The 24,684-nt window shown below is 71.8% G+C and carries 25 protein-coding genes and 1 riboswitch; of the genes, 12 read left to right on the forward strand and 13 right to left on the reverse strand.

From position 1 onward, the window contains the following. Positions 1 to 66 precede the first annotated feature (66 nt). Entirely contained in the window at positions 67 to 693 is a 627-nt protein-coding gene (locus tag G3I60_RS32085; protein ID WP_138356173.1) for a uridine kinase, read from the forward strand. Here G3I60_RS32085 and G3I60_RS32090 read toward each other — a convergent pair. Continuing rightward, a complete protein-coding gene (locus G3I60_RS32090) occupies positions 677 to 2,626 on the reverse strand; it encodes an anthranilate synthase family protein (protein WP_164296251.1) in 1,950 nt (649 codons plus the stop codon). The genes G3I60_RS32085 and G3I60_RS32090 overlap by 17 nt on opposite strands. 256 nt (positions 2,627 to 2,882) lie before the next feature. On the opposite strand from G3I60_RS32090, the gene G3I60_RS32095 reads away from it, so the two are divergent. Together G3I60_RS32095 and G3I60_RS32100 are read left to right on the forward strand one after the other, a co-directional pair. Next, positions 2,883 to 4,232, forward strand: coding sequence for a class II 3-deoxy-7-phosphoheptulonate synthase (locus tag G3I60_RS32095; protein WP_164296253.1), 1,350 nt, complete (start codon positions 2,883 to 2,885; stop codon positions 4,230 to 4,232). A gap of 126 nt (positions 4,233 to 4,358) precedes the next feature. Beyond that, positions 4,359 to 4,595, forward strand: a complete 237-nt coding sequence (locus tag G3I60_RS32100; protein WP_164296254.1) for a bacterioferritin-associated ferredoxin — start codon at positions 4,359 to 4,361, stop codon at positions 4,593 to 4,595. Between the two features lie 24 nt (positions 4,596 to 4,619). Here the strand turns inward: G3I60_RS32100 and bfr are convergent, their stop codons facing one another. Next, a complete protein-coding gene (bfr, locus tag G3I60_RS32105) occupies positions 4,620 to 5,099 on the reverse strand; it encodes a bacterioferritin (protein WP_138356169.1) in 480 nt (159 codons plus the stop codon). Between the two features lie 163 nt (positions 5,100 to 5,262). Here bfr and G3I60_RS32110 point away from each other — a divergent pair, with 163 nt between their 5' ends. Next, complete coding sequence (locus tag G3I60_RS32110; protein WP_164296255.1) at positions 5,263 to 5,877, forward strand: sulfite oxidase-like oxidoreductase; 615 nt, start codon at positions 5,263 to 5,265, stop codon at positions 5,875 to 5,877. An 8-nt stretch (positions 5,878 to 5,885) separates the two neighbouring features. Here G3I60_RS32110 and G3I60_RS32115 read toward each other — a convergent pair whose 3' ends face one another. The 6 genes from G3I60_RS32115 to thiO form a co-directional block, all read right to left on the reverse strand. After that, positions 5,886 to 6,401 carry a DUF4396 domain-containing protein gene (locus G3I60_RS32115; protein ID WP_164296257.1) on the reverse strand — a complete coding sequence of 172 codons (516 nt, stop codon included), beginning with the start codon at positions 6,399 to 6,401 and terminating at the stop codon, positions 5,886 to 5,888. Positions 6,402 to 6,482: 81 nt separating this feature from the next. Beyond that, entirely contained in the window at positions 6,483 to 7,361 is an 879-nt protein-coding gene (locus tag G3I60_RS32120; protein WP_343241518.1) for a deoxyribonuclease IV, read from the reverse strand. Further along, the gene (pknB, locus tag G3I60_RS32125; protein WP_164296259.1) at positions 7,349 to 9,337 is read right to left on the reverse strand and encodes a Stk1 family PASTA domain-containing Ser/Thr kinase; all 1,989 of its coding nucleotides are present in this window, start codon (positions 9,335 to 9,337) and stop codon (positions 7,349 to 7,351) included. Before pknB ends, G3I60_RS32120 begins: the two co-directional genes overlap by 13 nt. 174 nt (positions 9,338 to 9,511) lie before the next feature. Continuing rightward, complete coding sequence (locus G3I60_RS32130; RefSeq protein WP_203674427.1) at positions 9,512 to 10,300, reverse strand: thiazole synthase; 789 nt, start codon at positions 10,298 to 10,300, stop codon at positions 9,512 to 9,514. Between the two features lie 46 nt (positions 10,301 to 10,346). Beyond that, positions 10,347 to 10,547 (reverse strand): sulfur carrier protein ThiS, encoded by a 201-nt coding sequence (gene thiS / locus G3I60_RS32135; RefSeq protein WP_138356164.1) that lies wholly within the window; start codon positions 10,545 to 10,547, stop codon positions 10,347 to 10,349. Continuing rightward, positions 10,544 to 11,704, reverse strand: a complete 1,161-nt coding sequence (gene thiO / locus G3I60_RS32140; RefSeq protein WP_164608069.1) for a glycine oxidase ThiO — start codon at positions 11,702 to 11,704, stop codon at positions 10,544 to 10,546. Before thiO ends, thiS begins: the two co-directional genes overlap by 4 nt. Continuing rightward, positions 11,701 to 11,814: riboswitch (TPP riboswitch) on the reverse strand. It overlaps the preceding gene by 4 nt. A gap of 114 nt (positions 11,815 to 11,928) precedes the next feature. Between thiO and G3I60_RS32145 the strand changes: the two genes are divergently transcribed. From G3I60_RS32145 to G3I60_RS32165, 5 genes are all read left to right on the forward strand, one after another. Next, positions 11,929 to 13,185 (forward strand): NAD(P)/FAD-dependent oxidoreductase, encoded by a 1,257-nt coding sequence (locus G3I60_RS32145; protein WP_164296262.1) that lies wholly within the window; start codon positions 11,929 to 11,931, stop codon positions 13,183 to 13,185. Between the two features lie 99 nt (positions 13,186 to 13,284). Continuing rightward, a complete protein-coding gene (locus tag G3I60_RS32150) occupies positions 13,285 to 13,650 on the forward strand; it encodes an Rv2175c family DNA-binding protein (RefSeq protein ID WP_138356161.1) in 366 nt (121 codons plus the stop codon). A gap of 69 nt (positions 13,651 to 13,719) precedes the next feature. Then, positions 13,720 to 14,379 carry a thiamine phosphate synthase gene (gene thiE / locus G3I60_RS32155; protein ID WP_138356160.1) on the forward strand — a complete coding sequence of 220 codons (660 nt, stop codon included), beginning with the start codon at positions 13,720 to 13,722 and terminating at the stop codon, positions 14,377 to 14,379. A gap of 199 nt (positions 14,380 to 14,578) precedes the next feature. Then, complete coding sequence (metF, locus tag G3I60_RS32160; protein WP_138356159.1) at positions 14,579 to 15,496, forward strand: methylenetetrahydrofolate reductase [NAD(P)H]; 918 nt, start codon at positions 14,579 to 14,581, stop codon at positions 15,494 to 15,496. Positions 15,497 to 15,523: 27 nt separating this feature from the next. After that, positions 15,524 to 16,345, forward strand: a complete 822-nt coding sequence (locus G3I60_RS32165) for a hypothetical protein (protein WP_164296263.1) — start codon at positions 15,524 to 15,526, stop codon at positions 16,343 to 16,345. Between the two features lie 216 nt (positions 16,346 to 16,561). Here the strand turns inward: G3I60_RS32165 and G3I60_RS32170 are convergent, their stop codons facing one another. The 5 genes from G3I60_RS32170 to G3I60_RS32190 form a co-directional block, all read right to left on the reverse strand. Next, positions 16,562 to 18,028 (reverse strand): NAD(P)/FAD-dependent oxidoreductase, encoded by a 1,467-nt coding sequence (locus G3I60_RS32170; protein WP_164608071.1) that lies wholly within the window; start codon positions 18,026 to 18,028, stop codon positions 16,562 to 16,564. Positions 18,029 to 18,077: 49 nt separating this feature from the next. Further along, complete coding sequence (locus G3I60_RS32175; RefSeq protein ID WP_138356156.1) at positions 18,078 to 18,677, reverse strand: DUF4126 domain-containing protein; 600 nt, start codon at positions 18,675 to 18,677, stop codon at positions 18,078 to 18,080. A gap of 293 nt (positions 18,678 to 18,970) precedes the next feature. Then, positions 18,971 to 19,594, reverse strand: coding sequence for a TetR/AcrR family transcriptional regulator (locus G3I60_RS32180; RefSeq protein WP_187145284.1), 624 nt, complete (start codon positions 19,592 to 19,594; stop codon positions 18,971 to 18,973). Positions 19,595 to 19,619: 25 nt separating this feature from the next. Then, the gene (locus G3I60_RS32185) at positions 19,620 to 21,737 is read right to left on the reverse strand and encodes a YhgE/Pip domain-containing protein (RefSeq protein ID WP_164296266.1); all 2,118 of its coding nucleotides are present in this window, start codon (positions 21,735 to 21,737) and stop codon (positions 19,620 to 19,622) included. Next, positions 21,709 to 22,461 (reverse strand): ATP-binding cassette domain-containing protein, encoded by a 753-nt coding sequence (locus G3I60_RS32190; RefSeq protein WP_164296268.1) that lies wholly within the window; start codon positions 22,459 to 22,461, stop codon positions 21,709 to 21,711. Before G3I60_RS32190 ends, G3I60_RS32185 begins: the two co-directional genes overlap by 29 nt. Before the next feature lie 176 nt (positions 22,462 to 22,637). Between G3I60_RS32190 and G3I60_RS32195 the strand changes: the two genes are divergently transcribed. From G3I60_RS32195 to G3I60_RS32205, 3 genes are all read left to right on the forward strand, one after another. After that, positions 22,638 to 23,126 (forward strand): SAV_6107 family HEPN domain-containing protein, encoded by a 489-nt coding sequence (locus G3I60_RS32195; protein WP_164296269.1) that lies wholly within the window; start codon positions 22,638 to 22,640, stop codon positions 23,124 to 23,126. A gap of 88 nt (positions 23,127 to 23,214) precedes the next feature. Then, the gene (locus G3I60_RS32200) at positions 23,215 to 23,979 is read left to right on the forward strand and encodes a methyltransferase (protein ID WP_164296285.1); all 765 of its coding nucleotides are present in this window, start codon (positions 23,215 to 23,217) and stop codon (positions 23,977 to 23,979) included. A 212-nt stretch (positions 23,980 to 24,191) separates the two neighbouring features. After that, entirely contained in the window at positions 24,192 to 24,581 is a 390-nt protein-coding gene (locus G3I60_RS32205) for a DUF3040 domain-containing protein (protein ID WP_138356152.1), read from the forward strand. Positions 24,582 to 24,684 lie beyond the last annotated feature (103 nt).

Here is a 24,684-nt window from a genome sequence, read left to right on the forward strand (position 1 = left end):
TCTCCGTCCACCCGGCTTGTCCGGCCGCTTCGTTTTCCCCCTTTGAGCACATGAGGAGCGCCCGGTATGACGGGTGTGACGAACAGGTGGCGCACACCTGTACTGGCGGTCGCAGGCGGCACCGCATCGGGCAAGTCAACCCTTGCCGAGGCGCTGTCGCTGCACCATCACGAGACCATCGGTCTGATCCACCTCGATGACTTCTACGTGCCCGCGCACGACACCGTGCGCGGGGTGCGCACGGTCAGCGCGAGCGGGTCCGAGGTCCTGGACTGGAACCATCCCGGCTCGATCGACGAGCTCGCGGTGGTCGCGGCGATCGAGGCCGCGGCCACTTCGGGCCGGCACCGGCTGGTCGTCGTCGAGGGCCTGTTCGCCCTCACCCTGCCGTCGGTCGCCGGCCGGGCGACCTGGCGGGTGTACGTCGACACCCCCGACGACATCCGGCTGGCCCGCAAGATCCTCCGCAAGATCGACGTCCAGCGGCAGGACCCGCGGCTGTCGCTGCTGAACTACCTGGAGACCGGGAGGGAGCGGCATGCCGCGCATGTCGCCCCCTCCCGGGCCCTCGCCGACCTGGTGGTCGACGGCACCGCCGACGAGTTCCGCATGATCGCCGAGGTGATGATGCTGATCGGACCGGTGCTCGCCGATCCCGTGCTGGACGCCTCGGCGTTCAGCGAGACGGCGTGAGCACGGCCGCCAGCAGCTCCGCCGCGATCGCAGTGCCGTTCAGGGTGAGCACCGACTCGGGGTGGAACTGCACGCCCGCGAACCCCGGCCCGCGCATCGCGTGCACATCACCGGTGGCCGGGTCACGGCTCAGCTCCACCCGGTGGGTGGCGAGCTCCTCGGCGGTCGCGTCGTCGCAGCGCGCCGTGAAGGTGTTGTAGAACCCGACGGTCTCCGGCCGGCCGAAGAAGTCGATGCGCTCCTGGGCGCCCTGGAAGGGGACGTCCTTGCGCACGATGTCCAGCCCCAGTTCCGCCGCGAGCAGCTCCTGGCCCAGGCACACACCGAGCAGCCCCTGCCGGTGGCCCTTGACCAGGTCGGCGGCGAGGGTGCGCAGGAAGCGCATCTTCGGGTCGGTGGCGTCCGCCGGATTGCCGGGGCCGGGGCCGAGCACGACCGGACCCTCGTGGGACAGCGCCGCCTCCCGCAGGCCCGGCTCGTCGTATCGCCGTACGGTGACGCCCAGCCCGGACGAGCGCAGCACATGCGCGAGCATCGCGGTGAAGGTGTCCTCCGCGTCGATCACCAGCGCGTGCGCCGACAGCGCGCGCCGGTCGGCCGGGGACGGCTCGACCTGCATCCGCAGCCAGAACGGCGCCAGGTTCGCCCGCCGGGCGTCCAGCGCGGCCCGCACCCTGATGTCGTCGGCCAGCCGGTACGCCGGCTCGGGAGCGTGCTCGGGGGCCGGCCGCACTCCGAGCGCGGTGAGCACCCCGGCCGCCTTGGCGTGCGTCTCGGCGACCTCGCCGCGCGGGTCGGAGTGCCGGACCAGCGTCGCGCCGACCGGCACCTTCAGCTGCCCGCCGGGGTCGATGTCCGCGGTCCTGATCAGGATCGGCGAGTCCAGCGTCCTGGTCCCGGCCGCGTCCCGCCCGATCAGGGCCAGCGCGCCCGCGTAGTAACCGCGGCCCCCCGGCTCGTACCGCTCGATGACGCGGCAGGCGTTCTGCACCGGGGAGCCGGTGACGGTCGCGGCGAACATCGTCTCGCGCAGCACGTCCCGTACATCCATGGTGGTGCGGCCGCGCAGCTCGTACTCGGTGTGCGCGAGGTGGGCCATCTCCTTGAGCCGCGGCCCGACCACCACACCGCCGAGGTCGCCGACGGTGCACATCATCTTCAGTTCCTCGTCGACCACCATCGTCAGCTCCTCCACCTCCTTGGGGTCGTGGAGGAAGGCGAGCAGCCCCTCGGGGTCCGGCCCGGTGACGGGATAGCGGTAGGTGCCGCTGATCGGGTTCATCACGACCGTGCCGCCCGCCATCCGCACATGCACCTCGGGACTGGCGCCCACCAGCGTGCGGTCCGGGGTGTGCACGACATACGTCCAGTACGCGCCGCGCTCACCGCTGAGCAGCTTCCGGAACAGGGCGAGCCCGGAGCGCGGCCCGTAGCCCGCGATCTGCCCCCGGAACGTCCGCCGGATCACGAAGTTGGCGCCCTCGCCGCGGCCGATCTCGTCCTCGATCACCCGCTCGACGATCCCGGCGTAGGTGTCGTCGTCCACGTCGAACGCACCCTCGTCGACCGTCACCTCCTGGTCCGGGAGCGCGGCGAGGACGTCCGCCAGCGGCAGCTCGTACGTCTCGTCGGGCCGCAGCACGGCCAGCGGCGTCCCGTCGTCGCGCACGTCGAAGCCGCGTTCGCGGATCTGCCGGAACGGTACGAGCGCGAGCGCGTCCAGCGCCGGGCCGTCACCCGGTGCACCGTCCGGCAGGGTGATGTCCCGCAGCCGGCCGGCTTCGGTGACGGGCCCGAGGAGCACTTCGACGAGGTCGGTGTCGCGGCCCGGGGTGCGGCGGCGGAGCAGGGCGAACGGTGGGCAACCGGGGGAGAGCAGCCGCTCGACGAGGGCGGTGGCCGTGGTGGCTTCGGTGCCGGAGACGGGATGCACGGCGGGTCCTTCCGATGGTGGGACAACGGAGGGAGCGGCCGGGAAACAGAAAAGGCCGCCCCTTGGGCGGCCTTCGCGGTGAGTCGTTACGTACGCGCGATGAGGTGGGCCGCCGGTTGAGCGGGCCACCACCAGTTGGTGTGCTGTTGCGCGAACATGTTCAGAACCCTAACGCACGGGGGACGGCGCAGTGGGGCTCGTCTCATCCAATGGGCGGCGTCGGATTCCGCCTGTCGTCACCCCGTAGTGTGGTCGTGTGACCGTGAACGCTAACCCCGCAGCCGGTGGAAACACCTGGCGATCCCTTCCCGCGGCGCAGCAGCCCGAGTACCCCGACTCCGAGGCGCTGCGCAATGTGCTCGCGGAGCTCGAGTCGTATCCGCCTCTCGTCTTCGCCGGCGAGTGCGATCAGCTGCGTACCCGCCTGGGGGCTGTCGCCCGTGGCGAGGCGTTCCTGTTGCAGGGCGGCGACTGCGCCGAGGCCTTCGACGCCGTGTCCGCGGACCAGATCCGCAACAAGCTCAAGACGCTCCTGCAGATGGGTGCGGTGCTGACGTACGCGGCCTCCGTGCCGGTCGTGAAGGTGGGCCGGATCGCCGGCCAGTACTCGAAGCCGCGCTCCAAGCCGACCGAGACCCGCGACGGCATGACGCTGCCGACGTACCGCGGTGACTCGGTCAACGGCTTCGCCTTCACCGAGAAGGAGCGGGTCCCGGACCCCGAGCGGCTCAAGCGGATGTACAACGCGTCCGCCTCGACGCTCAACCTGGTGCGCGCCTTCACCACCGGTGGCTACGCGGACCTGCGCCAGGTGCACGCCTGGAACCAGGACTTCGTGAAGTCCTCGCCGTCCGGACAGCGCTACGAGGCGCTGGCCCGCGAGATCGACAACGCGCTGAACTTCATGGCGGCGTGCGGGACCGACCCCGCCGAGTTCCGGACCGTGGAGTTCTACGCGTCGCACGAGGCGCTGCTGCTGGACTACGAGTCGTCGCTGACCCGCGTCGACTCGCGGACCGGCTCGCTGTACGACACGTCGGGCCACATGGTGTGGATCGGCGAGCGCACCCGGCAGCTCGACGGGGCGCACATCGAGTTCGCCTCGAAGATCCGCAACCCGATCGGCATCAAGCTCGGCCCGACGACAACGCCGGAAGAGGCGCTGACGTACATCGACCGGCTGGACCCGGAGCGTGAGCCGGGCCGGCTGACGTTCATCGTCCGCATGGGCGCGGACAAGGTCCGCGACAAGCTCCCGACGCTGGTCGAGAAGGTCACGGCCTCGGGCGCGCAGGTGGCGTGGGTGACCGACCCGATGCACGGCAACACCTACGAGGCGGCGTCCGGCCACAAGACGCGGCGCTTCGACGACGTGCTCGACGAGGTCAAGGGCTTCTTCGAGGTCCACAAGGGCCTCGGCACCCACCCGGGCGGCATCCACGTCGAGCTGACCGGCGACGATGTGACCGAGTGCGTGGGCGGCGGCGACGAGATCTTCGTCGACGACCTGCACCAGCGGTACGAGACGGCCTGTGACCCGCGGCTCAACCGCAGCCAGTCGCTGGACCTGGCGTTCCTGGTCGCGGAGATGTACCGGGGCCAGTAGTCCTGGCGGACAGCCGGAAGACGGCACAAGGGGCGCGGATCACACAGATCCGCGCCCCTTGCCGCTTTTCACCGACGGACGTGCCGGGTAAGGTAAGGGTAACCTCAGCCCAGGCGCCCGAGAGGGGTGAACCGCGTGTACGTGTGCTCTTGCTTCGGCATCACCGAGCAGCAGGTCAAGCAGCACGCGGATTCCGGCGCCTGCAGCCCCCGCAAACTCGCCTCGGCCTGCAAGGCCGGCACCGACTGCGGGTCGTGCGTCAAGCGCATCCAAGCACTGCTCGGCCGTACGGCGACGCCGGTGGCCCGGCCGGCCGCTGGGCAGCTGGCCGTAACGGAAGAGCCGATGGCCGAAGCGGCCTGAGCTGTCCGCTGCGCGGGACCGGCGTCAGCTCTCCGGTTGTTCGATGAGCTGCGCGATGTAGAGCGGCTCGCCCAGCTTCTCCACCAGTTCGAGCTGGGTGTCGAGGTAGTCGATGTGGTGCTCCTCGTCGGCGAGGATCGACTCGAAGATGTTCGCCGAGGTGATGTCGCCCTTGGTCCGCATGACCTCGACGCCGCGCTTGAGGCGGTCGATGGCCTCGACCTCGACCTGGCGGTCGGCCTGGAACATCTCGGTGACCGTCTGGCCCACCCGTACATGGAACAGCCGCTGGTAGTTCGGCAGGCCGTCGAGGAAGAGGATGCGGTCGGTCAGCAGTTCCGCGTGCTTCATCTCGTCGATGGATTCCGAGCGGGTGTATTTCGCGAGCTTCGTCCAACCGAAGTTCTCCTGCATCTTCGCGTGCAGGAAGTACTGGTTGATCGCGGTCAGCTCTGCGGTCAGCTGTTCGTTGAGGAACTCGATGACCTCGGGGTCGCCCTGCATGGCAACGCCGTCCTTCCAAAGGGAATCGACAAGATGGCCGCATCTTTGCACTGCGGGCACGGCTGATCCAGTAAGTGCACGCTTACATCCGGTGGGGACCGGCGGTCCCGAATCGGGCCCAGCCCGGTCAGAAGCACTGGGTCCGGTCTGTCACCATGGAGTCATGGGTCAGTCCGAAAGCCGTGCGGGTGAGCTTCCCCCGGGGCAGCGGCTACAGCGGGGCTGGCCGGTCACCCACTACGGTCCCGTGCCGCGCTTCAAGCCGGACCGGTGGGAGTTCCGGGTCTTCGGGAACACGGCCGACGGGGACAAACACTGCTGGAACCACGAGGAGTTCTCGGCGCTGCCGTACTCGATCGTGAAGGCCGACTTCCACTGCGTGACGAAGTTCAGCATGGTCGGCATGGAGTGGGGCGGGGTCTCCGCCGCGACGGTACTGCGGCTCGCGCCCCCGGCCCCCGGCGTCACGCACGTGATGGTGTGGGCGGAGTACGGCTTCAGCTCGAATCTCCGGATCGAGGACTTCTCCGACGACAAGTCGATATTCGCCACCCACAAGGGCGGCGAACCGCTGACCGCGGAGCACGGTTTCCCGGCCCGGCTGGTGGTCCCGCACCTCTACGCCTGGAAGGGGCCCAAATGGGTCAGGGGCGTGGAGTACATGACCGCCGACCGCCGCGGCTTCTGGGAGGAGCGCGGCTATCACAACGTCGGCAGCCCCTGGTCGGAGCAGCGCTACTCCTACCAGGAGGAGCCCGGGGACGGCCCGGAGCTCTGACCGCCTGATCAGTGGTACTGGTGGACGACCGCGTGGCCCTTGCCGCGGCCTATCAGCCACTTGTTGACCGGTGTGGTCACGAGGAACGCGACGACGAACGACAGCGCCAGGCTCACCCAGAAGAGTGCGTCCGACAGGGTCGCGTCCATGGCGCCGGGAAAGACGATGATCGTCCCGTTGTCGGCGAGCTCCATGAAGATGATGGAGACGGTGTCGGCGGCGAGCGCGACCCGGAACGCGGCGCGCAGGTCGAGTCCGGCGCGCAGGACCCCGCGCATGGTGAGCGCGTAGCCGAAGGCGAAGGCCAGCACGATGGCCAGGATCAGCGTCGGAACGTTGTGCCAGCCGAGCGCGGTGCCGATCAGCATGCCGAGGACCTCGCCGATGGCGCAGCCGGTGAGGCAGTGCAGGGTCGCCGTCGCCGCCATGCGCCAGGACGCGGAGCCGTGGGCGGCATGCCCTTCGTGGCCGGTCTGTGGCTCGTGGTGCGTGTGTTCTTGGTGCGTCGTGTGGTCGTGCTGCATGACGTTCCACCCCCATCAGGAATCGCCGGTTGGTCGCTCTGTAGCCAACCGTATACCCCCAGGGGGTATTCCCGTAAGGGGTTATGCGCCCTGCGGACCGTCCCTCAGCGCCTTCAGGAGCGCCACGTCCGCGGCATGGCCCTCGGGCCCGCCCGGTGTCTCGATGATCAGCGGAACCCCGGCGGTGGCCGGGTGGCGGAACAGCTCGCGGAACGGCTCGGCGCCGATGTGGCCGGCCCCGATGTTCTCGTGCCGGTCCTTGTGGGCGCCGCTCACGTCCTTGGAGTCATTGGCGTGGATCAACTTCAGCCGGCCCTCACCGACGGTGTCCACCAGCTCGTCGAGCAGCAGCTTCATCCCGCCGGGCGCCGCCATGTCGTGCCCGGCCGCGAAGGCGTGGCAGGTGTCCAGGCAGACCCCGAGCTTCGGATGCCGGTCGAGGGCGTCGGCGTACGGGCCCAGGTCCTCGATCAGCGAGCAGAGCGAAGCGCCCTGGCCCGCGGTCGGCTCCAGCAGCAGCCATGGGTCGTCGTCGTGGGTGAGCTCGTCGAGCAGCGGCAGCATGTGCTCCCGCACCTGTGCCAGGGCGGTCGAGCGGGGCCGCCCGCCCGTCGCGGACCCGGTGTGCACCACCACGCCCAGCGCGCCGATCTCCCGGCCCCGGCGCAGCGAGTGGCGCAGTGACTCCACCGACTTCTCGACCGTCGCCGGGGTGTCCGAGCCGAAGTTGATCAGATACGGGGCGTGGACGTACGCGGGCACCGACCCGGCGGCGCGGCCCGCGCGGAACAGCTCGTCCTGCCGCGGATCGCCGGGCGGGGTGGCCCAGCCGCGCGGGTTGGCCACGAAGACCTGGACGGCCTCGGCCGTCAGCCGCTCGGCGTTGGCCAGCCCGACGGTCGCGAGGCCGCCGGCCACCTGCACATGGCCGCCGACGGGATTGCGGTTCACCGGACCCACACGGTGATCGTGGCGCCCCTGGGCGCCTGCTGGCCCCCCTCCGGCGACTGGCTGAACACGGTGTCGCCGAAGAACGCGTGCATCAACCGGATGTCGAAGCCGGCGCTCTTGAGGATCTGCTTCGCGTCGCCCGCGCTCCTGCCCTTCACATCCGGCACGTCGAAGAGCTGCTGTCCCTTGGAGATCGTGATCGTGACGGTGTCGCCCGCGCCGGCCTGGGTGCCCTTGCCCGGGGTCTGGAGAGCCACCTTGTCCTTGTCGGCCACGTCCGAGAAGACCTTGTCCGGGGCGAGCACGACGGTCAGCCCGGCGTCCTGCAGCGCCTGCTGGGCGTCGGCGACCGAATCCCCGACCACGTCGGGGACGTCCACCGGGGCGCCCTTGCTGACGACGATCGACACGACGGCGTCCGGCGAGCGCTTCGTACCGGCCGGCGGGTCCGTGGAGATCACGGCGCCCTTGGGTACGTCCTCCGTGAACTCCTGCGTCACCGTGCCCGGCGTCAGCGCCGCGCCCTTGATCTGCTCCTGCGCCACGGCCAGCGTCTTGCCCGTGACATCGGGTACGTGGACCTCCTGCGGCCCCTTGGAGACGGTCAGCGTGACCTCGGCGTTGCTGCGGACGCGCCGGCCCGGTCCGGGATCGGTGGAGATCACCTGGCCGCGGGGAACGGTGAGGCTGAAGCCGGTGGTGACCTTGGTGTGCAGCCCCGCGTGGTCGAGCTTCTGCTGCGCGTCCGCCTGCGACAGCGCCAGGACGGCCGGGACCTTGGTGAACTGGCCGTCGCTGATGTACCAGACGCCGGCGCCGACCCCGAGGATCAGCAGCGCCGCCACGATCACCGCGAGCACACCGCGCCGCGGGCCGCGCCGGGCGGTACGGTGCCCCGCGGGCCCCGACGGTCCCGGCGGGCCGGCCGGAACCGGCGGCAGCGGCGGCGGAAGCTGGAGAACGCTCGTGCGGTTGAGCTCCTCCTCGGCCGGCAGGACCGGCCGGGAGATGACGCTGGTCTGCTCCTCGTCGCCCGGCGCGCCCTGGGAGTCCTTCAGCCAGCCGGTGCCCGGAACGGCGTCCTGCGGCTCCTGAGCGTCCGGCACCGCCCGCGGTGGCACCAGGTCCAGCTGCTCCTGGCTCAGCGCCTGACGGGTGGTGTGCAGCTGTGCGAGCAGCTCCACGGCGTCGGCGGGGCGCAGCTGCGGGTCACGCGCGGCGGCCCGGCCGACCAGCGCGTCCAGCACGGGCGCCAGCCCGGGGACGGCCTCGGACGGCGCGACGATGTCCTCGTTCAGCACATGGAAGATCACCTGCATCGGCGTACCGCCGGTGTGCGGCTTCCCGCCGGTCAGCATCTCGTACAGCAGCACGCCGCAGGCGTACACGTCCGTGCGCTGGTCTATGGTGCCGTGCTCGATCTGCTCCGGGGCGAGGTACGAGACCGTGCCCAGCACCGAGCCGGTCGTCACGCTGGTGTTGGTGTCGACCGCCCGGACCAGGCCGAAGTCCACGACCTTCACCCGGCCGTCGTCGCCGATCAGGACGTTCTCCGGCTTCACGTCCCGGTGGATGAGCCCGGCCCGGTGCGCGGCGCCGAGCGCGGCCAGCACCGGCTCCAGGATGTCCAGCGCGGCCCGTGGCTGCAGGGCGCCGCGCTCGCGCAGCACGTCGCGCAGCGTGCAGCCCGCGATGTACTCCATGGCCAGGTACACGAACGTGCCGTCCGTGCCCTGGTCGTACACGCCGACGACATTCGGGTGCGCGAGCCGGGCCACCGCCTTCGCCTCGCGGATGAAGCGGTCGACGAAACCGGCGTCGGCCGCCAGCCCGGGGTGCATCACCTTCAGCGCGAGCACCCGGTCGAGGCGGGTGTCCACAGCCCGGTAGACCGTGGCCATACCGCCGACGGCGATGCGCGCCTCGACCCGGTAGCGGCCATCGAGCGTCTGCCCGACGAGGGGATCCTGCAGGGTCGTATCCACGACACGGAAGTCTACGAGCCGCCGCCGACCCGTCTCGCCGAACGCGGCCGTACTGTGTCCCGCCCGTAGCGATCCGGGACGCAACCGTGACCGTCCGCCCCGGTGGGAGCGCTCCAGGCGGCGGATCGGATCCCGGACCGGGGCCCGGATCCGCCGCCCGGAGCGGGTCGTGGATCAGGTCCCGCTGAAGGCGGGCCGCTCCGGATCGAACGCGGCGACGCCCTCGACGGGGGACGACGCGGCGGCGTACTGCCGGCGGGGGATGCGTCCGGCCCGGAACGCGAGCCGCCCCGCCGCCACCCCGTGCCGCATGGCCTCCGCCATGAGAACCGGCTGCTGGGCGCGGGTCACGGCCGACGCCAGCATGACGGCGGCGCACCCCAGCTCCATGGCGAACGCCGCGTCTGACGCGGTGCCGGCCCCGGCGTCGAGGATGACCGGGACGCCCGCCCGCTCGGTGATCAGCTGGAAGTTGTGCGGATTGCGGATCCCGAGCCCGGAGCCGATCGGCGACCCCAGCGGCATGATCGCCGCGCAGCCGACGTCCTCCAGCTTGCGGGCGAGCACCGGATCGTCGTTGGTGTAGGGCAGGACGGTGAATCCGTCGTCGACCAGCGTCTCGGCGGCGTCCAGCAGCTCGACGGTGTCGGGCAGCAGGGTGCGCTCGTCGGCGATGACCTCGAGCTTGACCCAGTCGGTGCCCAGCGCCTCGCGGGCCAGCCGCGCGGTGAGGACGGCCTCGCCGGCGGTGAAGCAGCCGGCTGTGTTCGGCAGGACCCGGATGCCGTGCCGGCCCAGCACGGAGAGCACGGAGCCCTTCGTCGCCGGGTCGAGGCGGCGCATCGCCACCGTGGTGAGTTCGGTACCGGAGGCGAGCAGCGCCTGTTCGAGGATCTCCAGGCTGGGCGCACCACCGGTGCCCATGATCAGCCGGGAGGTGAAGGGGACGCCGGCGATGCGCAGGGTGTCGTCGGCGGCACCGGCCGTGTGCGGGGGGTGCGGCACGGGATCAGCCTCCCTGGACGGCGGTGAGGACCTCGACGCGGTCGCCGTCGGCGAGTGCGGTGGTGGTCCAGCGGCTGCGGGGGACGACGGTCTCGTTGAGAGCGGCGGCGACGCCCGAGGGGGCGGCGGTCAGGGAGGCGACGAGCCGGTCGAGGGTCAGGCCCTCGGTGATCTCGCGGGCCTCACCGTTGACGGAGACGGTCATGCGGGCTGCTCCTGAAGCGTGAAGCGTGCGGGGGAGAAGGGCCGGGCCGACTCCGGCACCGAGCCCGTGGTGAGCAGCTCGGCCATGATGTCGCCGGTCACCGGGGTCAGCAGCACACCGTTGCGGTGGTGGCCGGTGGCCAGCAGCAGACCGGGCAGCGCGCTGCGGCCGAGCAGCGGGGCGTTGTCGGGGGAGCCGGGGCGCAGGCCCGCGAGGGTCTCGACCAGCGGCAGTTCGGTGAGCCCCGGCACCAGCTCGTGGGCGTCGCGCAGCAGTTCGTAGACGCCGCCCGCGGTGACCGTGGTGTCCCAGCCGAGTTCCTCGCTGGTCGCGCCCACGACGAGCTCGCCGTTCTCGCGCGGCACGAGATACACCTGGCCGCCGCGCACCACGGCCCGCACCGTGCGGGAGAGGAACGGCGCGTAGCCCGGTGGGATGCGCAGCCGCAGGATCTGCCCCTTGACCGGGCGGACCGGCGGCAGGGCGTGCTCGGGGATGCCCGGCAGACCGCCGCTGCGGCTGCCCGCCGCGAGCACGGTCTGCTCGGCGGCGAGCACGGTGCCGTCGTCCAGCACCGCGCCGGTGGCGTGGTCCCGGACGGTCTCGATCCGGGCCACCGAACTCCGGTGCAGTGCCACGCCCGCGAGTTCGGCCGCGCGCAGCAGCGCGGCGGCCAGCCGGCGCGGATCGACCTGGTGGTCGCCGTCGACACGCAGTCCGCCTCGCACACCGGGCGCCAGCATCGGCTCCAGCCGGCGGCACTCCCGGCCGGACAGCCACTCGGACCGCAGGCCCAGCGACGTCTGGAAGGCGTGCAGTTCGCGCAGGTCGGCGCGGTCGTCGGCGTCCAGGGCGACGGCGAGCGTGCCGCACCGCCGGTAGCCGAGGCCCAGCCCGGTGGCGTCCTCCAGCTCGGCGGCGAAGGACGGATAGCGGCGGGCCGACGCGAGGTTGAGGTCGAGCAGCGTCTGCTCGCCGTACTGCAGCTCGGTGACGGCGGCCAGCATGCCGGCCGCGACATGCGCGGCACCGCCGCCCGGCGCCGGGTCGGCGACCGCGGTGCGCAGCCCGCGCTGCGCGGCGCGCCAGGCCGTGACGAGCCCGATGATTCCGCCGCCCACGACCAGTACGTCGTAGCGGTGGCGAGATGGATGCATGAGTGTCCCGCTCCTCCCTTCGCCGGCATGACCCGGATCAGGTTCGTACGGTCGGCGGCCGGTCAGCCGCCCTCTCAGCCCGGTACGTCCGGGCTCCCGCGAGTGCGTTAGCCCCGCCACCCTAGTACGCGGGCCCGAACGGCGGTAAGGGAGCACCGTTCGGGCGGGAGGGGAGTGCGGAGACAGGGGGATCGGATTTCGCACTGGTGGCCTGCCGGTAATCAATGGGGCGTTACGGTGATCGTGTGAGCCAGCCAAGCGCCGAGCGCGCAGTGATCGTCGGGGCCGGAATGGCCGGAGTGCAGACCGCTGTGTCGTTGCGGGAACAGGGGTGGCGCGGCGACATCACGCTGATCGGCGCCGAACCGCACGCACCGTACGACCGCCCGCCGCTGTCCAAGTCCGTACTCCTCGGCACGGCCGAGGGCTCGCCCTTCGACGTGGACTTCAACGGCCTCGGCGTCGAGTTGCTGCTCGGCCGGCACGTGAGCGCGCTGAGCGCCACGGAACGGCACGTGGTCACCGAAGAGGGCCTGGTCCGGTACGACCGGCTGGTGCTCGCCACCGGCGCCCACCCGGTGGCACTGCCCGGCAGCGAGGGCATCCCGGGCGTCTTCATGCTGCGCACCCTGGACGACGCCGCCGAGCTGCGGCCGGTGCTCGACGAGAAGCGCGACGTCGTCGTGGTCGGGGCGGGCTGGATCGGCGCGGAGTTCGCCACGGCGGCCCGCCAGGCGGGCTGCGCGGTGACCGTCGTCGAGGCGGCCGACCGGCCGCTGGCCGGAGTCCTGCCGGGCTCCGTCACCGACCACATGCGCGGCTGGTACGCGGAGGCGGGCGCCGAACTGATCACCGGGACCGCGGTAGCGGCCGTCGAGCCCGGCGCGGTGCTGCTCGCCGACGGGAGGCGGCTGCGGGCCGGGGCCGTCGTCGTCGGCATCGGCGCCCGGCCGGCCACCGGCTGGCTGGCGGGCTCCGGCGTCGAGCTGGGACCGGACCGCTCCGTGCTGGCCGACGACCGGCTGCGGACCTCCGTCGCCGATGTCTTCGCGGTGGGGGACTGCGCGTCCTTCCCGTCCGCGCGCTTCGGTGAGCGGCTGCTCGTCCACCACTGGGACAACGCGGTCCAGGGGCCGCGCGCCGCCGCCGCCAATGTGCTGGGCGGCGACGAGGTCTACGACCCGGTCCCGTATTTCTGGTCCGAGCAGTTCGGCCGTTTCGTGCAGTACGCGGGGCACCACTCCGCCACCGACACGATGCTGCTGCGCGGCGACCTGACCGGGCCCGCCTGGTCCGTCTGCTGGCTGCGGGACGGCGTGCTCGCGGCGCTGCTCGCCGTCGGCCGCCCGCGCGACCTGGCCCAGGGCCGCAAGCTCATCGAACGCGGCGCCCATCTCGACCCGGGCCTCGTCACCGACCCCGCGGTCCCGCTCAAGACCGCGGTACAGGCCACCCCCGGCAACAGCCCCGCGGGCGTCTGAGGCCAAAACCGGGCCTGCGCGTCAATTGTGGTCAAACCGTCAGGCCCGGCGGCGGCGAACCGGTACGCGGGTGCCCGTCAGGGATGGCACGCTTGTCCCGTGACCGAGATCGACGCAACGATTGATGCCCTCGTACCTTCCTGGCTGAACCTCCCGGAGGTCGCCGAGCGACTGGGTGTGCCCATCACCCGGGTCCGCCCGATGATCAAGGAGAAGCTGTTCCTGGCGATCCGCCGCGGTGAGAACCGGGTCCTGATGGTCCCCGCCGACTTCATCGGCGAGGGAAGCATCGTCAAGGGGCTGCCCGGCCTGCTGACGGTCCTCAAGGACAACGGCTTCAGCGACGAAGAGGTGCTGGAGTGGCTGTTCACCGCGGACCCGACGCTGCCCGGCACGCCCATCCAGGCACTGAAGGAGAACCGCGGGACCGAGGTGAAGCGCCGCGCCCAGGCGCTCGCCTTCTAGATCCCCTCAGCCGCCTGCCCGCAGGCCCGTAACGCAGCCAGGACCCGCAGCACCGAGGGGGAGCGCACCATGACCACGCCGAACACCGTCCGTGAGCGGTTCGCCGACGCCCGGCTGTACCTGTGCACCGACGCCAGGACCGGCCGGGGCGACCTGGCCGAGTTCGCGGACGCGGTGCTCGGCTCGGACGTCGACGTCATCCAGCTGCGCGCCAAGGGGATCGAGGCCCGCGACGAGCTGGACGCGCTCGCGGTCCTGGCCGACGCGTGCCGCCGGCACGGAAAACTGCTCGCGGTGAACGACCGGGCGGATGTCGCGCACGCGTCGGGCGCGGACGTGCTGCACCTGGGGCAGGGCGACCTGCCGGTACCCGCCGCTCGCGCGATCCTGGGCGAGGACGTGGTCATCGGACGGTCCTGCCACGCGGAGTCCGAGGCCGCGGCGGCCGCCGCGGAGCCCGGCGCGGACTACTTCTGCACCGGACCGGTCTGGCCCACCCCGACCAAGCCCGGCCGGCACGCGCCGGGCCTGGACCTGGTGCGGTACGCGGCCTCGCTGGAGACCGACCGGCCCTGGTTCGCGATCGGCGGGATCGACCTGGCCAACGTCGAGCAGGTGCTGGAGGCCGGGGCCCGGCGGATCGTCGTCGTCCGGGCGATCACCGAGGCCGACGACCCGGCCGCCGCGGCGGCCGCACTGGCGAAGATCGTCACCTCGTACGACGGCTGACCGCTCCCCCTGATGCGCCCCGCCACGGCCCGGTCACGCTCTGACCGATCGTGATCGGCCACCGGGTGTCCGACCGGCGTCCACTCCGTACCCCGCGCGTCACCAGCGCGTGTCCAAAGGATGGACGAGGGTGGGGCGCAAGCGGATAAATCGCCCGTCCTGGTTACGGGCGGTCGCGAGGCGCGGATACCCTTCGGGTATGGCCCTTGGGACAGCTTCCACCCGGACCGATCACGCGGTCACCATTCGTGAACTTCTCGCGTCCGGCGAGCGGTCGTATTCGTTCGAGTTCGCCGCGCCGAAGACCGAGAAGGGCGAGCGGACGCTCTGGAACGCCATCCGCCGCATCGAGGCGGTAGGGCCGACCTTCGTGTCCGTGACCTACGGAGCCGGCGGATCGTCCCGTGAGGGCACCGTCCGCGCCACCGACCGGATCGTCTCCGACACCACCCTGACCCCGGTCGCGCACCTGACGGCGGTCAACCACTCGATCGCCGAGCTGCGCAACATCATCGGGCAGTACGCCGACGCCGGGATCCGGAACATCCTCGCGGTGCGCGGCGACCCGCCCGGCGACCCGCTCGGCGAGTGGGTCAAGCACCCCCAGGGCCTGCTGTACGCCGCCGACCTGGTCCGGCTGATCAAGGAGTCCGGCGACTTCTGCGTCGGCGTCGCGGCATTCACCGAGATGCACCCGCGCTCCAGCGACTGGGAGTCCGACACCCGGAACTTCGTCGACAAGTGCCGCGCCGGGGCCGACTTCGCGATCACCCAGATGTTCTTCGACGCGGACGACTACTTCCGGCTGCGTGACCGGGTGGCCGCCGCCGGCTGCACGACCCCGATCATTCCCGAGGTCATGCCGGTCACCAACGTGCGACAGATCGAGCGCTTCGCTCAGCTCGGCAACGCGCCTTTCCCGCCGGAGCTGGCGGACCGTATCCTCGCGGTGAAGGACGATCCGGCGGCGGTGCGGGCGATCGGCATCGAGTTCACGACCGAGATGTGCCGGCGCCTGATGGCCGAGGACATCCCCGGACTCCACTTCATTACTCTTAACCACTCCACGGCGTCGCTGGAAATCTACGAGAATCTCGGTCTGCACCAGAGGTCGTGACCGCTCGTAAGGTGAGGAAGTGCGGACATGGGCTACACGCTGCTCTACATCGCGTTCGGCGTGGTCGCGCTGTGGCTGCTCGGTGAGGTGCTGCTGCAGTACAAGGCGCGGCTGCGCTGGCGGCTGCTCGCCTTCGCGGGATTCCTGGGAGTCGTCGGGGGTGTCTCGCTCCGCAACGCCATCGTCATCGCGGTCGGCGCCATCGCGTTCGGCACCGGCCAGACGTTCGTGACGATGTCCTACCGGCAGGGCTTCTCCACCGGCTGGGCGCTCGGCGGCAGCCCCGGCTCCAGCCGCCGCCGCAAGGGCACCCGCGGTGCGGGCGCCGGGGCGGGCGAGCCCGTCCTCGAGGTCAGCCCCATCGAGGAGGTGTCCGAGGGACCCGAACTGGCGACGGTCTACCAGGCGATGCCGGTGCTCGACGACACCGGCGAGTACGGGATCTACGACGGCCAGTCGTCCTACACCCCCGACCCGTACACCAGCGGTGGCTACGAGGGCTACGGCGCCCAGGGCTACGAGGGCTGGGGCGGTGGCGGCGAGCAGCAGCCGCAGCCCGCGGCGGCGGACGCGTACGCCTGGGGCGGTCAGCAGGACTACGACCCCGCCTACGCGGCTCCGTACCAGGACCCGGGCCAGCAGCAGTACACCCCGCAGTACGACCACGAGTTCGGCTACGACACGCCGCCCGGCGGTGTCTGGGTCCCGCAGCAGCAGTCCACCGAGCCGCAGTTCAACGAGCCGCAGTTCAACGACCCGCAGCAGCAGGCGTACATCCCGCAGCAGCCCCAGCAACCGCAGTACGAGCAGTCGCAGTACGCGGATCCGTACGACCCCTACCGCTACTAGGGCGTGTTGCGAAAGGAGCGCCGTTCGCCCGGAGGGCGTGGTCCACGGCGTCCGGTGGGTGCGCTCGCAAGGCGGAGGGTCGTCCTCGTACTGGACGTACGTGGACGAGCCCGACAACGCAGCGAGGGCGCGTGCCAGGCGTCGTGGGCCAGGCGGGACTTTCGCAACACGCCCTGGGACCGCTGCTCGGTCCTGACCGGTCCTGGGCGGATGGCCCTAGCGGCTGCCGCCCGGGCCGCCCGCGATCAGGTCCGCGACGATCGCGCCCGACATGCCGGCGTGCGCCAGGCCGCCGCCGGGGTGCGACCAGCCGCCCACGGAGTACAGCCCGGGGACGGCGGAGCGGTTGGCCGGGTGGAGATGCAGACCGCCCGCGCCCGCCAGGGCGGGGCCGGGCACCGCGCCGCCCGGGGCGCCGGTCTCCCGTTCGGTGTCGGCGGGGGTGCGCACCTCACGCCACAACTCCCGCTCGCGCAGACCCGGAACGGCCGCCTCTGCGGCCTTCACGACCCGCTCGGCGAAGTCCGCGGCGGCGCCGGGCGCCGCCCAGTCCGCCCCGCCGGCCGTCGTCGCCACGGTGACCTGGAGGGTCACCGCCTCGTGCGACGCGTCGGGGACCGTCGACGGGTCGTCGGGGCGCAGCACCGTCACGGTCGGGGAGTCGCAGGGCCCGGCGCCGGAGAAGACGGACTCCCACTCCGCGCGGCCGTCCGCCGCGTGCACCACGGTGCGGTGTGCGGTGCCCGCCGGTCGGGGACCCCGCAGCGCCAGGCACACCACGAACCTGCCGGGCATGCCTCCTGCGGCCTGGGGCTCCCCGGGAGCGGGCAGCGGGGCTCCCGCGACCACCGTGTCCGCGTCGATCCGCCGCCCGTCGGCGAGGTCGAGACCGCAGGCCCGGCCGTCCTCCGCGGTCCTGACCCCGAGGACCTCTGCGCCGAAGTGGAACTCGACCTTGCGCGCCAGGCACCGCTCGTACACCGCGTCGGCGAGGGCCCGCATACCGCCGCTCACGTACCAGGCGCCGAAGGTCTGCTCCATGTACGGCAGCACGGTGGCGCTCGCCGGGACGGTGCGCGGGTCGAAGCCGTACGCGAGGGCGTAACTCGTCAGCAGGGCGGCTGCCCTGGGGTCGGCCAGCTCGCGTTCGGCGACGGAGGCGAGGGACGGGGCGCCGCGGCGGAACAGCCCGCGCCGCACGGCGGGGTAGGGGTCGCGGCCCAGCGGGGTGGTGTCGGCCGCCAGGGCGTCCTCCAGGAGCGGGCGGCGGGTGGCCTCCCAGACCTCGCGGGCCCGGCCGGTCACCTCGCTCCAGCGCTCGCCGGCGCCCGCGCCGAACGCGCCGTCCAGCGCGCTGATGACGCCCGCGCGGGTGGCGTTCGGCAGCGACACGGCCGTGCCGTCCGGGAAGAGATGCCGGCTCGCCGGATCGACCTGCGCCAGGCCGACGCGGCTCTCCAGCGGTTCCTTGCCGGTCTTGACGAACAGATCGCGGTAGACGGCGGGCAGTTGGAGCAGACCGGGACCGGTGTCGAAGGTGAAGCCGTCCCGGGCGAACCTTCCGACGGCTCCGCCGTACGTCGCCGAGCGCTCGTAGACCGCCACCCGGTGGCCGCCGACGGCCAGCCGGGCCGCCGTCGCCATTGCGCCCATACCCGCGCCGATTACCGCGATCCGTGCCATGTCAGGGACTGTATCGGGCGGCACCGACAGCGCCGTCCGGCAGGTCGTCTCAGGTCGGCGCGACCAGCCGCTTCTCCGCGCGCCGGGCCTTCCAGCGGCGCAGGAAGCGGCGGATCCGGGAGAACAGGAAGACGACCGTGATGATGCCGAGCACCAGTATCGTGCCCGCGATGATCGCGGCGGCGAGCGGATGGAAGAGCGCGAAGACGATGATCGCGGAGACACCGAGGTCCTCGGCGAGGCTGAGGACGATGTTGCTGGCCGGTTCGGGCGAGGTGTTGACCGCTATCCGCGTACCGGCCTTGACGAGGTGGCTGGCGAGCGCCGTCGAGCCGCCGATCGCGGCGGCGGCCAGCTCCGGCAGCGAACCGTTCTGCCCGGCGAGCAGCGCCGCGACCACCGCTCCGGCGACCGGGCGGATGACGGTGTGCACCACGTCCCACGCCGAGTCCACGAACGGGATCTTGTCGGCGACGGCCTCGCACAGGAACAGCACCCCGGCCACGATCAGCACATCGGGCCGCTCCAGGGACGCGGGTACCTCGTCGGTGACCCCGGTCGCGCCCATCAGGCCGAGCAGGAACACCACGGCGTAGGCGTTGATCCCGCTCGCCCAGCCGCTGGTGAACACGAGCGGAAGTACCGACATGATCCGGATCGTAGCGAACCGTCCACAGGGCGCGGAGGCGAAACCACGCAGTTATGAGTACTGGTACCTAGACGAAGACTTGAGTAGGAGCGCGGATGAGCCGCGGCCCCCGTTCGGGAGAAGGTAGGGGCACGGACGGGCGCGGTGCCGGTACCGCCGACACGGGGCGGCGGAGCAGGGGCGGCCCGGACGCAACGGGGGTGCACGGGTAGCGCTGTTCTGGCACGGTCCGAAGGGGGATCGGGACGTGCCAGAACAGCGCTCACTCATGTCCGCTCAGCCATCTCGTTCCGTCAGGTCCGCCGTGAGTCGCCGCTGACCCGGCCCTGCAGCAGCCGGGACAGGGCGGAGTGCACGTCGTCGATACTGCGGTGCGACTGGAACGCCTGCCAGTCCAGGGCGGCGACCAGCACCATCCCGAAGAGCGCTGACGCGGTGAGCGGTACGTCGATCTCGTCGCTGAGCTCCCCGTTGTCCACCGCCTCGCGCAGCACCTTCTCCACCACCGCGACCGCCTCCTGGCGGACCAGCATCAGCGTGTCCTGCCAGGCGCGGTTGGTCCGCCACAGCTCGGCGACGTACAGCTGGGTGAAGGACGGGTAGCGGGCGATGAACGCCAGCCCGGCCCGGATCTGCGCGTCCAGCGCGTCGACCCGGGTGCCGCCGCGCGCCGCCACCTCGTCGGCGGCGTCCCGCAGCGAGACGGTGAGCAGCCCGACGCCGTGCTGGAGCAGCTGCTCGAACAATTCGTTCTTGCTGGCGAAGTTGTAGTAGACGGTGCCCTTGGCGACGCCGGCCCGCTCGGCGATCTCCTCCACCGTGGTGGCGGAGAAGCCCTGCTCGGCGATGAGTGTGACGGCGGCCTCGTAGAGCTTCTGCCGCGTGGCCTGACGACGTGCGGTGGTCATGGCGTCGATTGTCCCTGCCCGGGACGGCCCCGGCTCACAGGGTCAGCTCCGGGTGCAGCCGGTCCACGGTCCACACCTGCTTGGCGCGGGCGGTCAGGGTGGTGAGCGCCAGTGCGGCGCCGGTGAAGGCGAGGAGCACCAGGCAGGCCCGCCAGACCGGCCAGAGGTCGCCGCCGGTGATCAGGTGGCGGAGCCCCTCGACGACGTAGCTCATGGGCAGGAACGGGTGGATGGCACCGAAGAAGCCGGGGCTGGTCTGCACCGGATAGGTGCCGCCCGCCGAGGTCAGCTGCAGCATCAGCATCGCCAGGGTGAGCACCCGTCCGGCCGGGCCGAACCGGGCGCCCAGGAACTGGATGATGGCGGCGAAGCAGCCCGCGGCCAGCAGCAGGAAGCCGATCGTGCCGGCGGCGCGGGCCATCTGCAGCCCGACCACCCAGTGCAGCACCGACATCAGCGCCAGCACCTGCGCCACCCCGACCGCGGCCACCGGCAGCCAGCCGGCCAGCGCTATCCGCCAGGACGCGGCCCCGGCGGCGAGCGCCCGGCGGTTCATCGGCTGGAAGAGCATGTAGCCGACCATCGCGCCGACCCACAGGGAGAGCGGGATGAAGTACGGGGCGAGCCCCTCGCCGTAGTTGGACGCCTGGTGCAGGGACTGCGAGGCGAGCTGTACGGGGTCGGCCATCACCGCGGTGCGCGCGTCGCGCTCCTGGGCGTCGTAGTCCGGGATCTTGTCGACGCCCTCGTGCAGACCGGTGGCGAGCTGCCCGCTGCCGGTGGAGAGCTGCGTCAGACCGGTGGTGAGGCGGTTGCTGCCGGTGGCGAGCTGGTACATGCCGCCGCTGAGGGTGTCGGCGCCCTGGGAGAGGGTGCCGATGCCCTTGTCGAGGGTGCGGGCGCCGCCGGCCGCCGTGTGGGCGCCCGAGGCGACCTGGTGGGCCCCGGTGTTGAGCCGGTTGATGTCCTTCACGGCGCCGTTGATGTCCGAGGACAGGTGCGGCGCGGCGGCGGCCAGTTCCTGGGCGTAGTCGTGCAGCTTGCCCAGGTCGGTGGCGAGCTGGTCGAACGACGCCGGGCCGCTGACCTGCGCGTTGAGCCGCTCGGCCAGTGTCGCGGCCTCGGCCGCCTTGTCCGCGGCGCGCTTCAGCGCGACGCAGTCTCCGGTGGCGGGGGTTGCGGCGCACTGCTTCGTGTACTGCTGCCGTACGAGGTCGGCAGCGGTCCTGGACGCCTTGGCGGCGTCCGGTGCCAGCGCGGCGATCGTGTCCAGATGGTCCTTGATCGCCTGCGATCCGTCGGCGACGACCCGGGAGACCTCGCCGATCTCCCGGGTGTGGGCCTTCACGAACGCGATCTTGTCGGAGGCGCCGTTCACCGCGTCCACGAGCCGCTGGGTGCCGGACGCGACCTGGCCCGCGCCGGAGTCGAGCGTGGTGAGACCGGTGGCCAGGTCGCCGCTGCCCTTCCTGGCGTCCTTGAGGCCCGCGGCGAGCCGGCCCGCGCCCTGCTCGGCCTTGCGGATGCCGGAGCCGAGCTCCTTCGAGCCCTGCTCGGCGCTGCCCGCGCCGCCGGCCACGTCGGACGCGCCCTTCGCGGCCTGCTGCGTCTTGTCGTGCAGATCGGCGAACGACACGAAGATCCGGTCGTAGAAGCCGCGCGAGGCGCCGGCCGAGGTGGCCGCCCTGACCTGCGAGAACACACTGCGGGAGATCTGTCCGACGATGTAGTTGTTGGAGTCGTTGGTGCGCACCTGCAGGGCGCCGGTCTCCGGGTGGTTGCCCGAGCTGGACGCGATCCGCTCGCTGAAGTCGGCGGGGATGGTGAGCGTCAGGTAGTACGAGCCGTTCTCCAGGCCCTTCGTGGCGTCGGCGGAGTCCGTCTCCTGCCAGTCGAAGGTGGCCGTGTCGTGCAGCTTGGCGGCGAGTTCGTCGCCCGCCGCGATCTTCTTGCCGCCGGCGGTCGCGCCGCGGTCGGCGTTCACCAGGGCGACGGGGATCTTGTCGAGCCGCCCGTACGGATCCCAGAAGGACCACAGGTACAGGGCGCCGTAGAGCAGCGGCAGCAGCAGGAGGGCGGCCATGGCCGCCCTCGGCAGCCGGCCCCGGCCGAACTTCTTCAGCTCAAGCGCGGCGAGCTTCGGTGCACGCATCGACGGCCTCCTCTTCGGTCTCTTCGGTCGCGTCGGCGGTCCGGTCGGTGGTCAGGTCGGCGGTGGTGCCCTGTGCGGTCCCGGTGGCCCGGGTGGGGACCACGAGCGCGTCCCCGGGCGCCCTGGTGCAGACGCCGAGGACGGTGGTGCCCGCGTCGGCGACCGAGCGCAGCATCGACCAGGCCAGCTCGCGGTCGGTGTCGCCGAGCTTGTGGTCGACGTCGTCGATCCCGAGCACCTGCGGGCGTGGCAGCAGTGCGAGGGCGACGCCCAGCCGCAGTGCCTCCAGCCGTTCCAGATCGCGTACGGCCGTCCGCTCGCCCTTCACCAGCGAGTCCAGGTCGAGCCCCGCGGCCTTGAGGGCCGCCGCCACATCGGCGCGGTCGCGCGCGGCGCGGGAGGCGAACCTGCGCTGCAGCAGCACCCTCTCGCGCAGATGCTCGGCGACGGTGAGGGCCGGTTCGAGGGCGGAGATGCCGTCGACGGGACCGAGAGCACTGATCCGGCGTACAGCGGGCATGCGCCGGGGGAGGGGGTGTCCGTGGACCTCCGCCTGTCCCTCGGTGGCCTTCATGCGGCCGGTGAGCGCCAGCATCAGGCAGGTGCGACCGGTGCCCGACGGGCCCTCGACGGCGATCAGCGTGCCGGCGGGCGCGCTGAACGACACCTCCCCGAACACCCGCCCACGCGGGCCGCGCAGCCCGTACCCCTCCGCGGTGATCACGAGTCACTCTCCTCTTTTGAACTGACTGGTCAGTACAAAAGACAAGTATGCAGCATCGCGGGGAGGGGCCCGCCGCAGGGGTGGGCGAACACCTGTGCTAAGGGCATTTCCGCAGGTCAGGGCCGATTGTCAGTGGTGTGCCCCACTATGTGTCGTACGAAGACAGGAGGCTCGTCATGGCTGCTCACGTAAGCGACATCCATCCCGTGCTGCGCCGTGCGGCGGCTCCGCCCGCCGCGCTCGACCTGCTCACCCAGGCCCACCTCGGACTCGACGAGGCGGCCGTCCTGGAAACCCCCAACGAGCGCTACGCCACCGCCCACCTCGCCGCACTGCGGACCGCCGCCGCGGTGCTGGCCGTGCGGGGCCGGCCCGAGCCGGGCCCCAGGCGGCGACAGCGGATACGCAGCGCCTGGGAGGTGCTGCCCGAAGTCGCGCCGGAGCTCAGCGAATGGAGCGCCATGTTCGAGTACGGCGCCCGCCGCCGGGCGCGCGCCGAAGCCGGCATCGAGGGCGCCGCCACCTGGCGGGACGCGGACGATCTGCTGCGCGCCGCCGGCATGTTCCTGCGCCTGGTGGAACGGATGCTGGTGCTCCAGCCCACCCTGCCCGCTGAACTGCGCGACGGCCTGCCGCCCGCCCTGCCGCAGCAGAAGGCCAATTGATCGGCCATGGGGTACCGCACGGATAGAGTGAAGTCGCTCGTTCCAGCCAGTCGTCCGCGAGGAGCCGCCCGCCATGTCCCGTGAAGGAGTGGTGGATCCGATCCGCCCCCGAGCGTCCCTCCGTACCGCCGTGGTCTGGGAGGTCCTGCGCGACGCACTGGAGCGGCAGGCCAAGACCGGCGGCCGCGACGCCGAAGAGCCGCTGGACGTGCTCGACACCGGGGGCGGCACCGGAAACTTCGCGGTGCCCGTGGCGCGCCTCGGCCACCGGGTCACCGTCGTCGACCCGAGCCCGGACGCGCTCTTCGCGCTGGAGCGCCGGGCCGCCGAAGCCGGGGTGACCGACCGGGTCCGCGGCGTCCAGGGCGACACCCACGGCCTGCTCGACGTCGTCGAGCCCGGCAGCTACGACGTCGTGCTGTGCCACGGTGTCCTGGAGTACGTCGACGACCCGGGCGAGGGCATCCGCAACGCCGTCGGCGCGCTCCGCCCGGCCGGGGCGCTCAGCCTGCTGGCCGCCGGCCGCGGCGGCGCCGTGCTGGCCCGGGCCATCGCCGGCCACTTCACCGAGGCCCAGCACGCCATAGGGGATCCGGACGGCCGATGGGGCGACGGGGACTCGCTCCCGCGCCGCTTCACCGCCGAGCAGCTGACCCGCCTGGTCTCCGACGCCGGCCTGCGGGTCGGCGCGGTGCACGGCGTCCGGGTCTTCGCCGACCTGGTCCCGGGCGTGCTGGTGGACACCGAGCCGGGCGCCCTGGAAGCGCTGCTCAAGCTGGAACTGGCCGCCGCGGAGCAGCCCGCGTTCCACTCGATCGCCACTCAACTGCACGTCCTCGCGGACCGCGGCTGACCCGGCCACCGGCCACAGCGCCAGGAGTAGTCGGTCACAGGCCGCCCGGTCAGCCGTTCAGGACCGTATGCTGGCATGACGTAACGGCGGACGGGGAATGAAGCCCCCGTCGGATTGGCGTAGTGGGGCGGGTTTCACGGGGGCGAATCCCTGCCTATCCTTGAATAAGGGTCGGACCGGTCGCCCCCGCGACCGACGAGTAGGAGGACTCCGTGCCGCTCTCGGAGCACGAGCAGCGCATGCTCGAGCAGATGGAGCGAGCGCTGTACGCCGAAGATCCCAAGTTCGCGTCGGCGCTTGAGGGAAGCGGGCTGCGCACCTATACCCGGCGGCGCGTCTACCAAGCCGTAGCGGGCTTCCTGGTGGGTATCGCGCTGCTGATGGCTGGAATGATCAAGCAGCAGCCCTGGATCAGTGTGGTCGGTTTCCTCGTCATGCTGGCTTGTGCCGTGCTCGCGGTCACGGGCTGGCGGAAGGCCGGCAAACCCGGTGAGCAGCAGCCCGCCGCAACCACCGGCCGAGGCCACCCCCGTCGCAGGGGGAAGGTCATGGACCGGATCGAGGAACGCTGGCAGCGCCGCAGGGACGGGCAGGAAAGCTAGGCCCACCCGGCCGCCGCCCAGGCAGAGGGTTCTCAACAGTTCTCAGAATGACGACGAGGGGCGCGGAACCGGAAACCGGTTCCGCGCCCCTCGTCATGTCCGG

The organism is Streptomyces sp. SID13666, from assembly GCF_010548325.1.
In the GTDB taxonomy this organism is placed as follows: domain Bacteria; phylum Actinomycetota; class Actinomycetes; order Streptomycetales; family Streptomycetaceae; genus Actinacidiphila; species Actinacidiphila fildesensis.

What these genes read in the sequence shown, in the direction of transcription:
- G3I60_RS32085 (WP_138356173.1), top strand. Translation starts at nt 67, where the DNA reads ATGACGGGTGTGACGAACAGGTGGCGCACACCTGTACTGGCGGTCGCA.
- bfr (WP_138356169.1), bottom strand. Translation starts at nt 5,099, where the DNA reads ATGCAGGGCGACCCCGAGGTCATCGAGTTCCTCAACGAACAGCTGACC.
- G3I60_RS32110 (WP_164296255.1), top strand. Translation starts at nt 5,263, where the DNA reads ATGGGTCAGTCCGAAAGCCGTGCGGGTGAGCTTCCCCCGGGGCAGCGG.
- G3I60_RS32115 (WP_164296257.1), bottom strand. Translation starts at nt 6,401, where the DNA reads ATGCAGCACGACCACACGACGCACCAAGAACACACGCACCACGAGCCA.
- thiS (WP_138356164.1), bottom strand. Translation starts at nt 10,547, where the DNA reads ATGACCGTCTCCGTCAACGGTGAGGCCCGCGAGATCACCGAGGGCCTG.
- thiO (WP_164608069.1), bottom strand. Translation starts at nt 11,704, where the DNA reads ATGCATCCATCTCGCCACCGCTACGACGTACTGGTCGTGGGCGGCGGA.
- G3I60_RS32145 (WP_164296262.1), top strand. Translation starts at nt 11,929, where the DNA reads ATGGGGCGTTACGGTGATCGTGTGAGCCAGCCAAGCGCCGAGCGCGCA.
- thiE (WP_138356160.1), top strand. Translation starts at nt 13,720, where the DNA reads ATGACCACGCCGAACACCGTCCGTGAGCGGTTCGCCGACGCCCGGCTG.
- metF (WP_138356159.1), top strand. Translation starts at nt 14,579, where the DNA reads ATGGCCCTTGGGACAGCTTCCACCCGGACCGATCACGCGGTCACCATT.
- G3I60_RS32165 (WP_164296263.1), top strand. Translation starts at nt 15,524, where the DNA reads ATGGGCTACACGCTGCTCTACATCGCGTTCGGCGTGGTCGCGCTGTGG.
- G3I60_RS32170 (WP_164608071.1), bottom strand. Translation starts at nt 18,028, where the DNA reads ATGGCACGGATCGCGGTAATCGGCGCGGGTATGGGCGCAATGGCGACG.
- G3I60_RS32175 (WP_138356156.1), bottom strand. Translation starts at nt 18,677, where the DNA reads ATGTCGGTACTTCCGCTCGTGTTCACCAGCGGCTGGGCGAGCGGGATC.
- G3I60_RS32185 (WP_164296266.1), bottom strand. Translation starts at nt 21,737, where the DNA reads ATGCGTGCACCGAAGCTCGCCGCGCTTGAGCTGAAGAAGTTCGGCCGG.
- G3I60_RS32195 (WP_164296269.1), top strand. Translation starts at nt 22,638, where the DNA reads ATGGCTGCTCACGTAAGCGACATCCATCCCGTGCTGCGCCGTGCGGCG.